Origin of the sequence: Microbacterium paraoxydans (assembly GCF_020524545.1) — a bacterium.
Lineage (GTDB): Bacteria > Actinomycetota > Actinomycetes > Actinomycetales > Microbacteriaceae > Microbacterium > Microbacterium paraoxydans_C.
On record NZ_JAIVLG010000006.1, the window covers coordinates 410,960 to 428,183 of the forward strand.

Here is a 17,224-nt window from a genome sequence, read left to right on the forward strand (position 1 = left end):
CGTGGGTGGGGGTGGCTACGCTGGAGGGATGCCGCAGTCTCCCCGTGACCCGTACGCGGACCTGCCGTACGCCGACGAGCCCTATGACGACGGCTGGGAGCCGTCCGCCCCGCCGGAGCCGATGGACTGGGAGCCGCAGGGAGCCGGCTTCGAGCCGCCTCTCGACTGGGGATCCGGGCCCGTCACTCCGGTCGCGCCGGCGACCTCGACGCCCGTGTCGGTGGCACGACGCGCGACCCCGAGCCGGTTCGCGACCGCGCTCGACGCGCTGCACACCGTGTTCGGCTACGACGAGTTCCGCGGTGACCAGGCCGCGATCGTCGAGCAGGTCATCGCGGGCGGCGACGCCGTCGTGCTCATGCCGACCGGCGGGGGCAAGAGCATCACCTACCAGGTGCCGGCACTCGTGCGCGAGGGCACGGGGCTCGTGATCAGCCCGCTCATCGCGCTCATGCACGACCAGGTGGATGCGCTCCGGGCGAACGGTGTCAACGCCGCATACCTGAACTCGACGCAGGCGATCGACGAGCGCCGAGAGGTCGAGCGGGCCTATCTCGCCGGTGAGCTCGACCTCATCTACGTCGCCCCCGAGCGGCTCTCCCACGCGCAGACCACGGCACTGCTGCAACGCGGGACGCTGAGCGTGATCGCGATCGACGAGGCCCACTGCGTGTCGCAGTGGGGTCACGACTTCCGGCCCGACTATCTGGCGCTGGGCGACCTCGGCGAGCGGTTCCCCGGGGTGCCTCGCATGGCCCTCACCGCCACGGCGACCGCGGCCACGCACAAGGAGATCACCGAGCGGCTGCACCTCGACGGCGCCGACGGTCAGGCGGCCGCGAAGCACTTCGTGGCGAGCTTCGATCGTCCGAACATCCAGTACCGGATCGTTCCCAAGGTCGATCCGCGAAAGCAGCTCGTCTCCTTCATCCGGTCGCAACAGGAGGGGGCGGCCGGCATTGTCTACGCGCTCAGCCGCAAGTCGGTCGAGCAGACGGCGACCTACCTCGCTGCTCAGGGCTTCGACGCGCTCCCGTACCACGCGGGACTTCCCGCTGAGGTGCGCGCGGCCCATCAGGCCCGCTTCCTTCGAGAAGACGGCGTGGTGATGGTCGCGACCATCGCCTTCGGCATGGGGATCGACAAGCCCGATGTGCGCTTCGTCGCGCACATCGACCTGCCGAAGTCGGTCGAGGGCTACTATCAGGAGACCGGTCGAGCGGGTCGGGACGGTGAGCCGTCGGTGGCGTGGATGGCGTACGGGCTCGGCGATGTCGTCCAGCAACGCCGCCTCATCGACCAGAGCCCCGGTGATCGCACGTTCAAGATGCGGATGGGGCAGCACCTCGATGCGATGCTCGCGCTCTGCGAGACCGTGGAGTGTCGTCGGCAGAACCTGCTCGGTTACTTCGGTCAGCAGTCGCAACCCTGCGGCAACTGCGACACCTGCCTCGACGACACCGAGACGTTCGATGGACTCATTCCGGCGCAGAAGCTGCTTTCGACCATCGTCCGGCTCCAGCGCGAGCGCAACCAGGCCTTCGGCGCCGGGCACCTGATCGACATTCTGCGCGGCGCCTCGACCGAGCGCATCCGGCAGCAGGGGCACGACAAGCTCGCGACCTATGGCATCGGCCATGACCTGTCCGATCAGGATTGGCGCAGCGTGGTCCGGCAACTCCTGGCCCGCGGCATCCTCGTGGCGCAAGGCGACTACGGCACCCTGGCTCCCGGCGAGCAAGCGGCCGGGGTGTTGCGAGGGGAGACCGCCGTGCCTCTGCGCAAGGACACGATCGGTCGTCCGGTATCGTCCGGCCGTGCGCGCAAGGCGAGTGCCGCGGATGTGCTGGACGCCGGGGATCGGGAGCTCTTCGAGTCGCTGCGGGCCTGGCGTGCCGAGACCGCACGAGAGCAGGGCGTTCCCGCCTACATCGTGTTCGGGGACGCCACCTTGCGCGCTCTGGCCGAGCACCGTCCGACGTCACTCGCAGACCTCGACGGAATCACCGGGATCGGCGCGAAGAAGCGCGAAGCCTACGGCGAGAGCGTGATCGCGGTCATCGCCGCCGCCTGAGCGCAACGTCCCCGCTGAGCCTCCGGATCGCCGGACGAGAGTTCGTGCGTCTTGAACACTTGCCTATATAGGTATATGTTTTGCCTATGGCACGAGCAGCGACGAATTCGGATGTCTTCAACGCGATCGCCGAGCCGCGGCGCCGCGACATCCTGGCGCTGTTGCGCAGCGGGGAGCGGCCCGTGACCGAGCTCTCCGAAGCGCTCGGGATGACCCAGCCGGGCGCATCCAAGCACCTGCGGGTGCTCCGCGAGGTCGGGCTCGTGCAGGATCGGCGGGACGGCAAGCAGCGCGTGTACGGACTCGACGCCCGCGGACTGCGGGCGGTTCACGAATGGACCGGCGGATTCGAGCAGTTCTGGAGCGAGAGCTTCGACCGACTCGACGCGTACGCGCAGGAACTGAAACAGGAGAGGCGACAGGAATAGCACATGGACACGACGACGGATCGCGAGATCGTGATCTCGCGCATGATCGACGCGCCGCGCGAGCTGGTGTTCGAGGCGTTCACCGAGGTGCGACATCTGTCGCGGTGGTGGGGCCCTTCCGGGTTCACCACCACGACCTCCTCGTTCGACTTCCGGGTCGGCGGCGCGTGGGAGTTCGTGATGCACGGGCCGGACGGCACCGACTACCCCGAGTGGATCACATGGACCGAGATCCTCGCTCCGGAGCGGATCGCGATGCTCCACGGCGAGTACCGCGACGACCCGGACGCCTTCGAATCGGTGCTGACCTTCGGGGCAGAGGGGGAGCGGACCCGTATCGAGATGCGCACGGTGTTCCCGACGGCGGAACTGCGGAACGAAGCGGTCGAGAAGTACGGCGCGATCGAGGGAGGCCGGCAGACTCTGGCGAGCCTGGCGGCGTTCGTCGAGGAGCGGGCGAGCGAGGGAACGAGCTGATGGCCGGCGTCGTGTTCTTCAGCGTCTCGATGTCGCTCGACGGTTTCATCGCGCCCGAGTCGCCCGACGAGCTGATGGGGCAGCAGTGGATGGAACTGCAGAGGTGGGTGTTCCGGCAGCGCTTCTTCCGTGAGAACCTCCGGCTCGGCGAGGGTGGCGAGGAAGGGCGCGACAACGACATCGTGCGCGAGACGTTCGAGCGCACCGGCGCAAGCGTGATGGGCAAGCGGATGTTCGACGCGGGTGAGCATGCCTGGCCGGAGGACCCGCCGTTCCACACTCCCGTTTTCGTCCTCACCCATGAGCAGCGCGAGCCGTGGGAGCGGCAGGGCGGCACCACGTTCCACTTCGTGGACGACGGCATCCGGTCGGCACTCGACCGCGCCCGTGTCGCGGCGGGGGACCGGGACGTGCGCATCGCGGGCGGCGCGGAGACGATCGTGCAGTACCTCGACGCCGGCCTGGTCGACGAGTTCCACATCGCGCTCTCCCCGGTGCTGTTCGGCGCGGGCGTCCGTCTCTTCGGCGGAGTGGATGCCGGGCGCGTGGAGCTGGATCTGGTGTCGGCGGAGCACTCTCCGCAGACCACGCATCTTCGCTACGCCGTGCGACGGCGCTGACCGGACGGTGATCAGCGTGCGGGAAGCACGTCGCTCAGATGCGCCCGCAGCTGCTCGGCGACGTCGACCGCACTCCGATCGTAGAGCCACTGGGCATACCAGAATTCTGGAATTCAATTGCCTTTGAACGCCGCGCGGTTGGATTGCCTACCTAAGGTGGTGCCAAGTTGAGGCTACAAGGTGGGAGGACGATGATGTCCAGTAGGTTTGAGCGTGCCGCCGCACGAAGTACGCGATCGGGAGTTGGACCGTCGCTTTGGGTCGGTGCAGTGGCTGTGGCGGCAGCACTGACGTTCGGCGTCGCGGCGCCGGCATCGGCATCAGCAGTTCAAGGCGTTGAGGCAAGGTCGGTGGTGGCTGCTGCGCCATCGATACGGCCGCTGTTCGTCGACGTTGCGTGGGACTACTACAACCCGAACTGTGCGTGGAAAAAGCTCCATACCCGATACGGAGTGACGGGAATGCAATACACCGTGCACAACTACCTCGGGTCCGGGAAGTACCGAAGCAACTCCTATATTTGGCAAGCCAACGTAGGGTATCTCCAGTATTCGTCTCGGATTACGACATGCAAATGAAGGCGTCGATCGGTTCCTGACGTCTCGCCCCTCTCGAGCCGTCCTTCCGCCCGCGACCCTGTCGGAGTCGTGGGCAGGAGGGCGGCTCGACTGCTCCTGTCGCGAGGCGACAAGCGGCGAGGGGGACCCTCCCGCGACGCGTTGGAGGATGCTTACAGAGGAGTTCCTCGACGTTTGTCGCAGACCTACCATGGGAGTCTCCCTACTTTCCTGGAGGAATGCCATGGTCGACGCTGCCGTCCGTCCTTCGACGACACCTGACGAATCACACGAGATCGCGGCCCCGCCGCAGATCGACATCGCACGCGTGAACGACGCACTGATGGGCACGTGGGGTGACGTTCGCCGCCAGGCGCGCGAGATGATCAAGGACTCGGCGTTCTGGCGCAAGGACGAGCTCGGCAAGGACGAGCACCGCGAGCGCGTGCTCAGCCAGCTGCACCTGCTGGTCGAGAACAAGGCCGTGCACCGTGCGTTCCCCAAGTCGCTCGGCGGCGAGGAGAACAACGGCGCCAACATCGCCGGCTTCGAGGAGCTCGTGGTCGCCGACCCGAGTCTGCAGATCAAGTCCGGCGTGCAGTGGGGGCTCTTCGGGTCCGCGATCCTCCAGCTCGGCACGAAGGAGCACCACGAGAAGTGGCTCCCCGGTGTGATGGACCTGTCGATCCCCGGTGCCTTCGCGATGACCGAGATCGGGCACGGGTCCGACGTCGCCGCCGTCGGCACGACGGCGACCTACGACCCGGAGACCGAGGAGTTCGTCATCAACACTCCCTTCCGGGGCGCGACGAAGGAGTACCTCGGCAACGCCGCGCTGCACGGCGTCGCGGCGACCGTGTTCGCGCAGCTCATCACGAACGGCGTGAACCACGGCGTGCACTGCTTCTACGTACCGCTGCGCGGTGCGGACGGCATCGATCTCCCGGGTATCGGTCGTGAGGACGACGGGCTCAAGGGGGGACTCAACGGCATCGACAACGGACGCCTGTCGTTCGACCAGGTTCGCGTCCCGCGCACCAACCTCCTCAACCGCTACGGCGACGTCGCCGCCGATGGGACGTACTCCAGCGCGATCGACAGCCCCGGCCGCCGCTTCTTCACGATGCTCGGGACCCTCGTCCAGGGGCGCGTGTCCCTCGACGGCGCGGCCTCGTGGGCATCGGCGCTCGGTCTGCACATCGCGATCACCTACGCCACGCAGCGCCGCCAGTTCGACGGAGCGGACGGCCAGGAAGTCACCCTGTTGGACTACGGCAAGCACCAGCGCCGTCTGCTCCCGCGCCTGGCGACCACGTATGCGCAGATCTTCGCGCACGACGAGTTCTTGCAGAAGTTCGACGGCGTGTTCTCCGGCCGCACCGACACCCCGGCCGACCGCGAGGACCTCGAGACGCTCGCGGCCGCGCTCAAGCCGCTGTCGACCTGGCACGCGCTGGACACCCTGCAGGAGGCCCGCGAGGCCACCGGCGGCGCTGGTTTCATGTTCGAGAACCGCCTGGTCGGCCTGCGCCAGGACCTCGACATCTATGTCACGTTCGAGGGGGACAACAACGTCCTCCTCCAGCTGGTCGGCAAGCGCCTGCTCACCGACTACGCCAAGCAGTTCCAGGGTAAGGACGCGGCGGCGCTGGCCAAGTTCGCCGTCGGCATGACCGCGGGCAAGGTGTTCCACGGCGCCGGGCTCCGTCAGCTCGGCCAGGCCGTCTCCGACTTCGGTCAGGTGAGTCGCTCGGTCGAGCGGGGGCTGCGCGAGGAGCAGCAGCACGATCTGCTCGCGGGACGCGTGCAGCAGATGGTCGCCGACATCGCGGCTCGGCTGCGTCCGGGCGCGAAGGACAAGGTTCTCGGTGCGCGCCTCTTCAACGAGAACCAGGCGGAGCTCATCGAGGCCGCTCGTGCGCACGGAGAGCTGTTGCAGTGGGAGGCTTTCACCGACGCCGTTCATCAGATCGACGACCCCGACACGAAGAAGGTCCTCACCTGGCTGCGTGACCTCTTCGGGCTGCAGCTCATCGAGAAGCACCTCGCCTGGCACCTGATCAACGGCCGCCTGTCGACCCAGCGCGCCGCGGCCGTGTCGAGCTACATCGACCGCCTGTGCGCACGGCTGCGCCCGTATGCCCTCGACCTCGTGGATGCGTTCGGGTACGAGCCGGAGCACGTGCGTGCGCCGATCGCGAGCGGCATCGAGAAGCAGCGTCAGGACGAGGCCAGGGCGTACTACGCAGACCTCGCTGCATCCGGTCGGGCTCCGATCCAGGAGAAGGCCCTGAAGAAGAAGCGCTGATCCCCGGACCCCGCTCCGCTCCCCGTCGAGACCCCCGCTCCGCGTCGAGACCCCCTCTGAGACGCGCGAGACAGAGGGGGCGCCGACGCGGGACGGGGGCGTCGACGGAGGTGGTGTCGGTCCCCGCCGATAGCCTGAGCGGATGAGCTCTCTCCTCACCGGACCCGACGACCGCGACCGCTGCGCCTGGGTGGGCGACGACGCCGAGTACCGCCGTTACCACGACGAGGAGTGGGGCATGCCCCTGCACGGTGACCGGGCACTGTTCGAGAAGATGGCGCTCGAGGGCTTCCAGGCCGGTCTGTCGTGGATCACGATCCTGCGCAAGCGGCCGCGTTTCCGTGAAGTGTTCGCTGGTTTCGAGCCGGAGGTCGTCGCGGAGTTCGGCGACGACGACGTCGAGCGCCTGATGGGGGATGCCGGCATCATCCGGAATCGCGCCAAGATCGAGGCGACCATCGGCAATGCCCGGCTGGTGCGTTCGATGGGAACGGGGGAGCTCGACGAGCTGATGTGGTCTTTCGCGCCGCCCGCGTCCGGCGTCCGCCCGACGTCGTTCAGCGACGTCCCCGCGGTGACGCCCGAGTCGACGGCGCTGAGCAAGGAGCTGCGACGACGTGGGTTTCGATTCGTCGGCCCGACGACGATGTATGCGCTGATGCAATCGGCGGGGATGGTCGACGACCACATCGCGGGGTGCTGGCGCGCCTGACCGGCGAACCCTGATGCTCAGCGTTCGCCGGTCTCCCTGGTGAGCGCGGAGCGCGCATCGGAGGTGTTCTCGACGGCGAAGCTCGCCATCGTCGGCAGGTAGCGGTCGTCGGCGACCTCGACGAGGGAGCCGTTCTCGGTCCACGCCGCTCGCCGCACTCGCAGCAGCGGAGTCGACTCCGCCACAGCGAGAGCCGCGGCGTCGAGGTCGTCCGCGGGGACGGCATCGAAGACATGGCGTGCGTGGACCGGCGCGCATCCGTGTTCCTGCATCGTCCGGTAGATGCTCCCCGTGTCGAGGTCGGCGGCCAACAACAGCTTTCCCACCTCGAAGGGGAACACCGACCGCTCGAGCATCGCCGGTTCGTCGTCCAGCAGTCGCAGCCGAACGATCTCGACGATCGCCGTCTCCGGTTCCACGCCGAGATCCTCGGCGACGGCTTCTGACGCGGGACGCCGGGCTGCCTCGATGACGCGCTGTCCGGGGTGCCGTCCGATCGACAGCGCCCAGTCGGTGAACGACACGAACGATTGGAAGGACTGGGTCGGCACGAGTCGGCGTACTCGTGGCGGTGCACCTCGTCCGCCGTCGACGGCGCCTTCCGCGCGGAGCGTCGCGAGCGCCTGTCTGATCGGCCCTCGCGAGGTGCCGAACTCGGCGATCAGGGAGTGCTCGCTCGGTACCCGCTCGCCCTCGGGCCACTCACCGCTCCTGATGCGGTCGCGCATCTGCTCGTACAGCTGCTCGTGCAGCGGTCTGCGCATTCTCGTCCTCGCTTCTGTTGTCATGACTTCTCGCTCCTCGGCGCTGTCGAGACCTGTCCACTCTGCCGCGCCTCGGTGAACAATTCGAGAATAGTGCGGCGAAAAGTTGTCATGACTACTTTTGCTCCGCATGCTCGGAAGAGACCCGGAGATCCTCCACCCCTGCCTCGGCCGAGATGTGCGGTCGACCAACTCCAAGGAAGAGACATGAGAACCAGACGCGGAATCGGCGCCCTTGCGGTGACATGCGCCCTCGCTTTGCTCGGCGGAACTGCGACGCCCGCGCTCGCCGCGACCGCACCGCTCGCTGAGGGCTTCACCGGCACCACTCCGACGCAGCCGCCGGTGGGATGGTCGGTCGACAACACCAACATCGACGGAATGCGGACCGACTGGCAGGGCTGGTCGTTCCACACCCCGGCTGACGTCGTGTCGGCGTGGGGGAACAGTGGTGACCGCGGGTCCTTCTCCCGTGCGGAGGGGATGGTCGCGGTCGTGCACTCCGACGCCAACCGACCGTCGCAGGGGCGCTTCAGCTCGGTGCTGTGGGCGCCGGAGGTCGACCTCCAGAGCCGCGACGGGGCGGTGCGGGTGAGCTTCGACAGTCACTACAAGCAGGGCCAGGCACCGCAGACGGCTCAGCTCGTGGCTCGGTTCGACGACGAAGCGCCCGTCGTGGTCGAGTCCTTCGCGCGGAACCGGCTCGACGAGCAGGTGGATGTCTCGATCCCGGTGCCCGCGGGCGTCGACGCCGTCACGGTGGGCTGGTCGTATGCCGAGAGCAGCAACAACTGGTTCTGGATGATCGACGACGTGCAGATCAGTGAGGCGCCGCCGGCCGATTCGACACCGCGCGTCCTCTCCGCCGCCAAGCCTGTGGCGACGGCGGGGGCGACGGTACCGGTCAAGGTCGGCGGCCTCCGACCCGGCCAGCAGCTGATCGCGACGTGGGGGGACCCCGCCGTCCCGATCACGGGTATCCCCGTGGCCGATGCCGCGGGGGAGGCCTCGTTCTCCGTCACCCTGCCCGGAGACCTCGCCCCCGGGTATCTGGCGCTGACGCTCGGAGGCGCCGGCATCGTCTCGACATCGCTCGAGATCACGGTGCTCGCGGCAGGCGATCCGGATTCGGCGACCACCGAACCGCTGCTCTGGTTCGACGGCTTCGAGAAGGACACCTGGACCGCGACGGGCGCCTGGACGCTCTCGACCCTCGACAGCGTGATCGAGCACTACGGCACCGACCGCCGACACGCCTTCACCCGGGCTTCGGGACGGATCGCTGTGGCAGAAGCGACGGACGGGGCCTTCTCAGGCACCCTGACGTCCGCACCGATCACCGTGGAGCCGGGCGACGCGCTCGAGGTGCGCCTCGACAGTCACTACCGCAAGCGCGGCGGAGCCCAGCAGGGATCGGTGACGGCCGTCTTCGACGACGGGACCGAAGCCGTGCTGCGCGAGCTCTCCGATGCGGATGAGGAATCGGCGCAGCTCCGCCTGCCGGTCGCTGTGCCCGCAGGAGCATCGGCGATGAGCATCCGCTTCGGTTTCGAGGCTCCGAGCACTGCAGGGTCGTGGATGCTCGACGACGTGCAGGTGCTGCGCCCCCTCGCCCCTCTCGCCGACGGGGTCGAAGCCGATGCGGTCGTCGACATCTTCAGCGATGTGCAGGGAGCGACCACCCGGCTGAGCCAGAACGTGCTCCCCGGCTTCCGCGCGATGCGGCAGACGGCCGACGTGCTGGTGTCGAACGGCGATCTCGTGAGCACCGGGTCGACCGCCAACTACACCTCCTATCTGTCGGCGCTCGCCGCGGGCGGCGGGGAGGAGTACGACACGATCGTCTCCACGATCGGCAACCACGAGTACTACGGCGGTGAAGGATCGGCCGTGTACCAGAAGCGCTTCCTCGACTCGACCGGTATGCGGGAGATCGGCGGGCAGGGTGGCCTGTGGGGTGAGGTGCTCGTCGACGGAGAGCTTCCCCTCATCTGGATCGGGAGCGAGTTCTACGACTATGCGGCGAAGACCGGCTCCGGTCCGTTCGTCGACTTCAGCCAGGAGCAGTTCACCTGGCTCCGCGACCGGCTCGCGCACTGGCGTGCCCAGGACAAGCCGGTGCTGCTGTTCTCGCACCACCTGCTGCCCTACTCGGTCTCGGGGTCGTACGCGCGGTTCTACAAGAACGACTACGGCCAGGAAGAGGCCCGCTTCGCCGCGCTCCTCGCCCAGAACCCGAACGTCATCATGTTCAACGGCCACACCCACTGGTCGCCGACGCTGAACGACTGGAGCGCCGAGCTGCGGACGGATCCGGGCCTGACCCATGCGCCGACGGTCGTGAACACCGCCGCGGTGACGACGATGTACGGGCCGAGCGGCGACTGGGAGGAGAAGGCCGTCGGCGGTGCCGATCCGGTCGGGCTGCGCGCCGCGCTGTACGAGGACCGCGTGCGCGTCACCGCATACTCCTTCTCTTCCACCGGCGCGACCGAGATCACTCACGTCGACGTCGCCCGACCGACGACCGATCCGACCGATCCGACCGATCCTGTCGACCCCTTGCTGACGCTGAGCTCGAAGACCGCCGCGGCCGGCGACCCGGTGACGATCTCCGCCAGCGGATTCCCTGCCGACGCCCACGTCGCGATCGAGCTGCGCTCGACGCCGGTGCGCGTGGGCGCGGCGACCGCCGACGCCGACGGGGCCTTCCGCACGGTCGTCACGATCCCTTCGACGACGCCGGCGGGCGTGCACACGCTGGCGGCGATCCTGCCGGACGGGACCGAGGTGACCGCTCCGCTCACCGTCACCGCGGCGGGGGAGCGACCCGGGGGCGTCGGGCCGGGCTCGGGCGACGGTGCGCAGACGCCGTCGACCGACGGTGGACTCGCCGCCACCGGTGGCGAGCCCGGCTGGTACATCCTCGGCGGCGGTCTGCTGCTCGTGGCGCTCGGTGGATTCCTCCTCGCCCTGAGGCGCCGCGCTCGCGGCTGAGATCGTCTCTTTCACCCTCACCGCCGGGGTGGTGTCGAGATCGCCTCGATGCCACCCCGGCGATGGGTACTCCTCCCCATCGAGCGGTTCTCCGACACGCGGTTAGGATGAACGGGTGCGGCGTCGGCCAGACGGGCCCGCGCACGAGTGATCACAGAGTGTCACCCTGGGGGGGAAACCGGGAATGAAGGCGTTGTCATGGATGCGCGCGCGACCGAAGACGCTGGCGTCCGCAGCGGGTGTCACGGTCGGGGTCATCGCCCTCACCACGATGGCCTTCACGTATGAAGGCTTCCCGACCACCAAGGTCGACCTGAACGACGGCGGTGTCTGGATCACCAAGACGTCGAGCCTTCTCGTCGGGCACTTCAATCACGAGTCCACGGTCCTCGACGGCGGTCTGCGCACCACGAGCGAGAACTACGACATCCTCCAGGCCGCGGCGAACGTGCTCGTCGTCGACGAGAGCGCATCGACCGTGACGGCGATCGACCCGGCGCGGGTCTCGCTCGGCGACTCGACGATCATCCCCTCATCCGCCAAGGTGGCGATGGGAGCGAGCACGGCCGCGATCCTGGACGAGAAGTCCGGCGACCTCTGGGTCGTCCCGGTGAAGGGCATCGCGTCGTTCGAGATCGAGGCGGCCGAACCCGTCGCCGAGCTCGGCGAGAACGCCGATGTCACGGTGGCCGACGACGGCACGGTGTTCGCGCTGTCCGCCGAACGCAGCGAGGTCGTGACCGTTCCCGTCGACAACGAGGGTGCGCCACGCGACACCTCCACCGCGTCGATCGGTGACGTCGATGCGGCCGCCAAGCCGACCATCACCGCTGTGGGACGCACACCCGTGGTGCTCGACGAGGCTGCGGGCGTGGTCACGACGCCCGGCGGGTTCCGCACGGAGATCCCGGGCGCCAAGGACGCCGTGCTCCAACAGGCATCCGCCGCGAACGACGCGGTCGCGATCGCCACCCCGTCCGCACTGGTGCGCGTGCCGCTCGACGGCAGCGACCCCGAGGAGACCTCGGCGGGGAGCGCCGGCACGGCGGCCGCGCCGGTCTGGCTCCGCGGCTGCACCTACGGCGCGTGGGCGGGCTCGGCGACCTTCATCCGCGAATGCCCCGGCGATTCCGACGACGTGAACGCCCCGATCGAGGGAGCAGAGGATTCCGCGAACCTGACCTTCCGTGTGAACCGGGACGTGATCATCCTCAACGACGCCGTCGGCGGTGCCGCCTGGATGGCCAACGAGAGCCTGCAGCGCGTCGACAACTGGAACGACCTGACTCCGCCCGAGGGCGAGACGGAGAACGAGGAGGACTCGACCGAGGAGACGATCGAGACCACGCTTCCGGAGCGCAGCGAGCAGAACACCCCGCCGATCGCGGAGGACGACTCCTACGGTGTGCGGCCGGGCGCCACGACGCTGCTCCCCGTGCTCGACAACGACAACGATCCCGACGGCGACGTGCTCGTCGCGGCACTCGCCGAGGCGCAGCCCGCGATCGGCACGGTTCAGCCGATCAACAACGGCGGCTCGCTCCAGATCGCCGTCGATGAGAAGGCTTCCGGCACCGCGAGTTTCACGTACGAGGTCGACGACGGACGCGGGGGGAAGGACACCGCCGTCGTCACGCTGGCGGTGCACGACTGGAACGAGAACGGCGCGCCCACGCCCAAACGCAAGACCGCGCTCGCAGTGGAGACCGGCGGCACGATCTCCTACAACATCCTGCCCGACTGGATCGATCCCGACGGTGACGACATCTACCTGAAGGAGGTGATCGCCGCTCCCGGCGACGAGGTCGACTTCAGCAAGGACGGTCAGATCACCTACAAGGCCACCGCCAGCCTCCAGGGACGCAAGGACGTTCAGGTGACAGTGGCGGACGCCTTCGGGAAGCTGGGCACCTCGACGATCGCGCTCGACATCCGGCCGCAGGGGTCGACCAACCCGAAGACCAACGCCGATCACGTCATCACCAAGGTGGGCGAACAGGTCACCATCGCGCCGACGGCGAACGATACGAGCACCTCCCGTGAGCCGCTGCGTCTCAGCAGGGTCCTCGACACCCCGGGCGCGACGATCGTCCCGAACACCCCGAACAAGACCTTCACCTTCATGGCCGAGAAGGCCGGCGTCTACTACGTGCAGTACCAGGTCACCACCGGGCCGAAGAACGGCGAGGGACTCGTGCGCGTCGACGTGATGCCCGAATCGGAGACGGACCTCCCGCCGGTCGCCGTGCGTGACGTCGCGCTCCTGCCCACCGGCGGCGACGTGCTGCTCGGAGTGCTCAACAACGACACAGACCCCGGCGGCGGGATCCTCGTGGTCCAGTCGGTGTCGCTGGAGCCGAACAGCGGCATCTCGGTCTCGGTGCTCAACCATGAGACGCTGCGCATCACCGACCAGGGAGCGCTCGAGGAGCAGGTGCGGATCAAGTACCGGATCTCGAACGGCTCGAAGTCGGCCGAGGGCGAGGTCGTGGTGATTCCCATCCCCGCGCCCGACGAACTCCTCCAGCCGATCGCCAACCCGGACACGGCGACCGTGCGCGTGGGCGACGTGGTCACGATCCCGGTGCTCGACAACGACACGCATCCCAGCGACGACGTCATGCATCTCGAGCCGGAACTCATCGAGCCGTTCGTCGATCCGGAAGACGGCGAGGCCTTCGTCTCGCAGGACTCGGTGCGCTTCAAGGCAGGGCCCGAGGCCAAGACGGTCTACCTCACCTATGAGGTCGTCGACTCGCGCCAGCAGAAGGCCGCCGGCTACGTCACGATCCAGATCCTGCCGATCGACGAGGACAACAACGCCGCCCCGCGTCCGCAGGATCTCGTGGCGCGCACGCTCGCCGGCACCGAGGTGAACATCGCCGTCCCGCTGGACGGGATCGACACCGACGGCGACTCCGTGGAGCTGGTCGGCCTGGATTCGAGTCCCACCAAGGGGCGGGTGCTCAACGGTCCGAACTACTTCACGTACGAAGCGTTCGACGGGGCCTCCGGGGTCGACGTGTTCAAGTACCGCGTGCGCGATCGACTCGGCAAGGAGGGCGTCGCCACGATCCGCGTCGGCATCGCCCCCGCGGAGGAGATCAACCAGCCGCCGTACGCCGTGAAGGACGCCGTGGTCGTGCGACCAGGGCGGGAGATCGCGGTCCCAGTCCTCGCGAACGACTCCGATCCCGAGGGAGACAAGATCTCCCTCGTCAAGGACGGCCTGGAACTTCCGGAGGGGCTGGAGGCACGGGTCTCCGGAGACCGCGTGCTCGTTCAGGCACCGGACGCACCCACCGAGACCTCCCTGCAGTACACGGTCTCGGATTCCCGTGGGGCGACCGCGATGGCGACTCTGCAGATCACGGTGGACGAGGACGTCCCCCTGCAAGCGCCCGTCGCGCGCGACGACCGATTGCAGCCCGCTGATCTGAAGGACGGCGGACTGACCGCTGACCTCGACATCCTGGCCAACGACGAAGACCCGGACGGCACGACCGACCGGCTCACCGTCGATGTCGGCGAAGGCGGAACGCGGCTCGAGAACGGAAAGGTACGCGTCACCGTCACCGAAGAGCTGCAGTTGATCCGCTACACCCTCACGGACCGCGACGATCTGCAGGCGTCGGCGTTCATCTTCGTCCCCTCGCGGGCGGACCTGCGCCCGACGCTCACGTCGACCAAGCCGCTCGAAGTGGTCAGCGGTGAGACCGAGATCCTCCCGCTGTCGGAGTACGTGACCGTGGCGGGCGGCGGCGACGTCGTCATTACCGAGAAGGCGAAGATCAGCGCAAGTCACGCCGACGGCGCAGATCTGCTCCAGGACGAGAAGACGCTGATCTACACGTCCGCCGCCGGCTACTTCGGGCCGGACGCGCTCACGTTCGAGGTCACGGACGGCGACGGGCCGGACGACCCGGAGGGACGCAAGGCCACGCTCAGCATCCCCATCAATGTGCTGCCTCCGGAGAACCAGCAGCCGACCTTCGTCCAGGGGCAGGTCAACGTGGCCCCCGGCGAGTCCGCGGTCGCGCTCGACCTCGCGGCGCTGACCGACGACCCCGATCCCGAGGATGCCGGGAAGCACGACTACTCCTTGGTCGGCGGCGAGGGCAAGGGCGTGTCCGCGCGGGTCGACGGCGACGAGCTCCTGGTCGAAGCGTCGTCGAACGCCAAGAAGGGCACGACGGTCACGCTGCGACTGCGGGTCTCCGACGGCACGACCGAGCCCGTCGAGGGAATCGTCACCGTCCTCGTCACGGCATCGACCCGTCCCATGCCCGCGGCGAACACCGACACCATCTCCGAAGCGGATGCGGGCGAGACCATCACGGTCCCCGCTCTCGCCAACGACTTCAACCCGTTCCCCGAGACCCCGCTGAAGATCGTGTCCGCGGTGACGGAGTCGGGCGGAGGCGAGGTCGGCTTCACCGATGACCAGGTGACCATCACTCCGTCGAAGTCGTTCGTGGGCACGCTCGTCGTCCGCTATCGCATCCAGGATGCGACCGAGGACCCCGACCGGGAGGTCAACGGACAGATCGTCGTGACGGTGCAGGACGTTCCGGACGCACCCGGCGTGCCGGTCATCGCGAGCGTGCAGGATCGTACCGTCGTGGTGTCGTTCTCCGCACCGTCGAACAACGGAGCAGAGATCACGAAGTACACCGTGAGGTCGGTGGGCGGGAACCCGTACACCAAGGAGTGCCAGTCCACGACGTGCACGCTCGACGGGCTCACCAACAACGTCGAGTACACGTTCCAGGTGACCGCGACCAACCGCGTGGGCGAGTCGCAGCCCTCCGCGACCTCCGCCCCTGCGCGACCCGATGCGCGTCCCGACACACCGAACCCGCCCACCCTGGAATTCGGGGACAAGTCCCTCAAGGTGGCCTGGAAGACGCCGAGCACCCCGGGTTCACCGGTCGAGCGGTACACGCTCGAGATCTCGCCCGCGCCGCCGTCCGGCGTCACGCAGAAGGAGGTCACGGGCAACTCCACCACGTGGGAGGGGCTCGAGAACGGGTCGGATTACCAGGTGCGGGTCCAGGCGCACAACAGGGCCCCCGATCCCTCCAGCTGGAGCGGCTGGTCCGCCTCCGAGATCCCGGCCGGCCCGCCGAAGGCGCCCGCGGCGCCCACGACGACCGAGCTCGCCCCGGTCGGAGACCAGGCGCAGATGCAGGTGAGCTGGGTAGCACCCGACAACAACGGTGACGCCATCCGCGGGTACCGTCTCGAGGTCCTGCAGGGCGGCCAGGTCGTGAACACGCTGACCCCCGGGCCTGAGGCGCGGAGCCAGGCCATCCAGGTCCAGCCCTCCCAGACCCCGTACACCTACCGCATCCAGGCCTACAACAAGGCCGACTGGGGCGAGATGAGTGCGCCGTCTGCCCCTCGTCGCGGCGTCATCCCGCCGGGAGCGCCGACGGGCCTGAAAGTCACCGAAGGGGACCGCAGTCTGACCCTCGCCTTCAACGCCGGTTCCAGCGGCGGGGCGGCGAGCAGCGAGATCAGCTACCAGTACCGTCTGAACGGCGGTGGCGGGTGGTCGGCCCTTCCCGGAAACCAGAAGATCGGCGGCCTGACCAACGGGACGAACTACTCCGTCGAGGTGCGCGCGGTCGCCAACGTCAGCGGCTCCACCTATGCCGGAGCGGCGTCGAAGTCGGCGAGCGGCAAGCCGTATGGAAAGCCGCATGCTCCGACGGTGAGCGCGGATCCGCTCTCGACCCAGGTACGTCTGAAGTGGAACGCGAACGGTTCGGACAACGGACGACCGATCGAGACCGTGCAGATCAGCATCGACGGCGGAGGCTGGCAGAACGTCAGCAAGACCGGCTCGACCGACGTCGGGAACGGGCACAGCCAGAAGCACTCGATCCGTGCCCGCGCGCAGGACTCGACGGGCGCGTGGTCCGATCCCAGCGGGACCGCCTCCGCGACCTCCTCGCCGCCGCCGCAGCCCCGTGCCTGGGTGACGAGAGGAACGGCCGGGAACTGGCCCGGTCAGTGCACCGACGGCACGTGCGCGAAGTTCGTGATCAACACCTCGAACTTCCCCGCAGGGCGCTACGAGGTGTGGTGCAACAGCAACGCGCCGCTCGCCGGACCGCGGTTCGCGGGTGGCTCGAGCTGGAACATCCCCGCCAACGGCTCCATCGAGATCGGCTGCTTCCACGGCGCGGGTGGCCGCGGCTACGAGGTGTGGGTCACGATCGGCGGCACCGACTACGAACGCCGCGCCTGGTAGCGGCGCCCCTTCCATCCGAGAGGAAGCA

At 68.3% G+C, this 17,224-nt stretch carries 9 protein-coding genes; 8 read left to right on the forward strand and 1 reads right to left on the reverse strand.

Annotation, left to right across the window (positions count from 1 at the left end; genetic code table 11):
* Positions 1-28: 28 nt before the first annotated feature.
* The 6 genes from recQ (at position 29) to LC041_RS14590 (ending at position 7,176) form a co-directional block, all read left to right on the forward strand.
* Positions 29-2,074 (forward strand): DNA helicase RecQ, encoded by a 2,046-nt coding sequence (gene recQ / locus LC041_RS14565; protein ID WP_226533812.1) that lies wholly within the window; start codon positions 29-31, stop codon positions 2,072-2,074.
* 86 nt (positions 2,075-2,160) lie between these two features.
* Positions 2,161-2,502, forward strand: a complete 342-nt coding sequence (locus LC041_RS14570; RefSeq protein WP_226533813.1) for an ArsR/SmtB family transcription factor — start codon at positions 2,161-2,163, stop codon at positions 2,500-2,502.
* Positions 2,503-2,505: 3 nt separating this feature from the next.
* On the forward strand, positions 2,506-2,979 hold the full coding sequence (locus LC041_RS14575; RefSeq protein WP_226533814.1) for an SRPBCC family protein: 474 nt from the start codon (positions 2,506-2,508) through the stop codon (positions 2,977-2,979).
* A complete protein-coding gene (locus LC041_RS14580; protein WP_226533815.1) occupies positions 2,979-3,599 on the forward strand; it encodes a dihydrofolate reductase family protein in 621 nt (206 codons plus the stop codon). The genes LC041_RS14575 and LC041_RS14580 overlap by 1 nt, the downstream gene beginning before the upstream one ends.
* Before the next feature lie 801 nt (positions 3,600-4,400).
* The gene (locus LC041_RS14585; protein WP_226533816.1) at positions 4,401-6,464 is read left to right on the forward strand and encodes an acyl-CoA dehydrogenase family protein; all 2,064 of its coding nucleotides are present in this window, start codon (positions 4,401-4,403) and stop codon (positions 6,462-6,464) included.
* Between the two features lie 142 nt (positions 6,465-6,606).
* Positions 6,607-7,176, forward strand: coding sequence for a DNA-3-methyladenine glycosylase I (locus LC041_RS14590; RefSeq protein ID WP_226533817.1), 570 nt, complete (start codon positions 6,607-6,609; stop codon positions 7,174-7,176).
* Between the two features lie 17 nt (positions 7,177-7,193).
* Here the strand turns inward: LC041_RS14590 and LC041_RS14595 are convergent, their stop codons facing one another.
* Positions 7,194-7,940: a GntR family transcriptional regulator gene (locus LC041_RS14595; RefSeq protein WP_226533818.1), complete on the reverse strand. Its 747-nt coding sequence runs from the start codon at positions 7,938-7,940 to the stop codon at positions 7,194-7,196.
* 207 nt (positions 7,941-8,147) lie between these two features.
* On the opposite strand from LC041_RS14595, the gene LC041_RS14600 reads away from it, so the two are divergent.
* Both LC041_RS14600 and LC041_RS14605 read left to right on the forward strand, forming a co-directional pair.
* Complete coding sequence (locus LC041_RS14600) at positions 8,148-10,937, forward strand: metallophosphoesterase (RefSeq protein WP_226533819.1); 2,790 nt, start codon at positions 8,148-8,150, stop codon at positions 10,935-10,937.
* A gap of 202 nt (positions 10,938-11,139) precedes the next feature.
* The gene (locus LC041_RS14605; protein ID WP_226533820.1) at positions 11,140-17,196 is read left to right on the forward strand and encodes an Ig-like domain-containing protein; all 6,057 of its coding nucleotides are present in this window, start codon (positions 11,140-11,142) and stop codon (positions 17,194-17,196) included.
* Positions 17,197-17,224 lie beyond the last annotated feature (28 nt).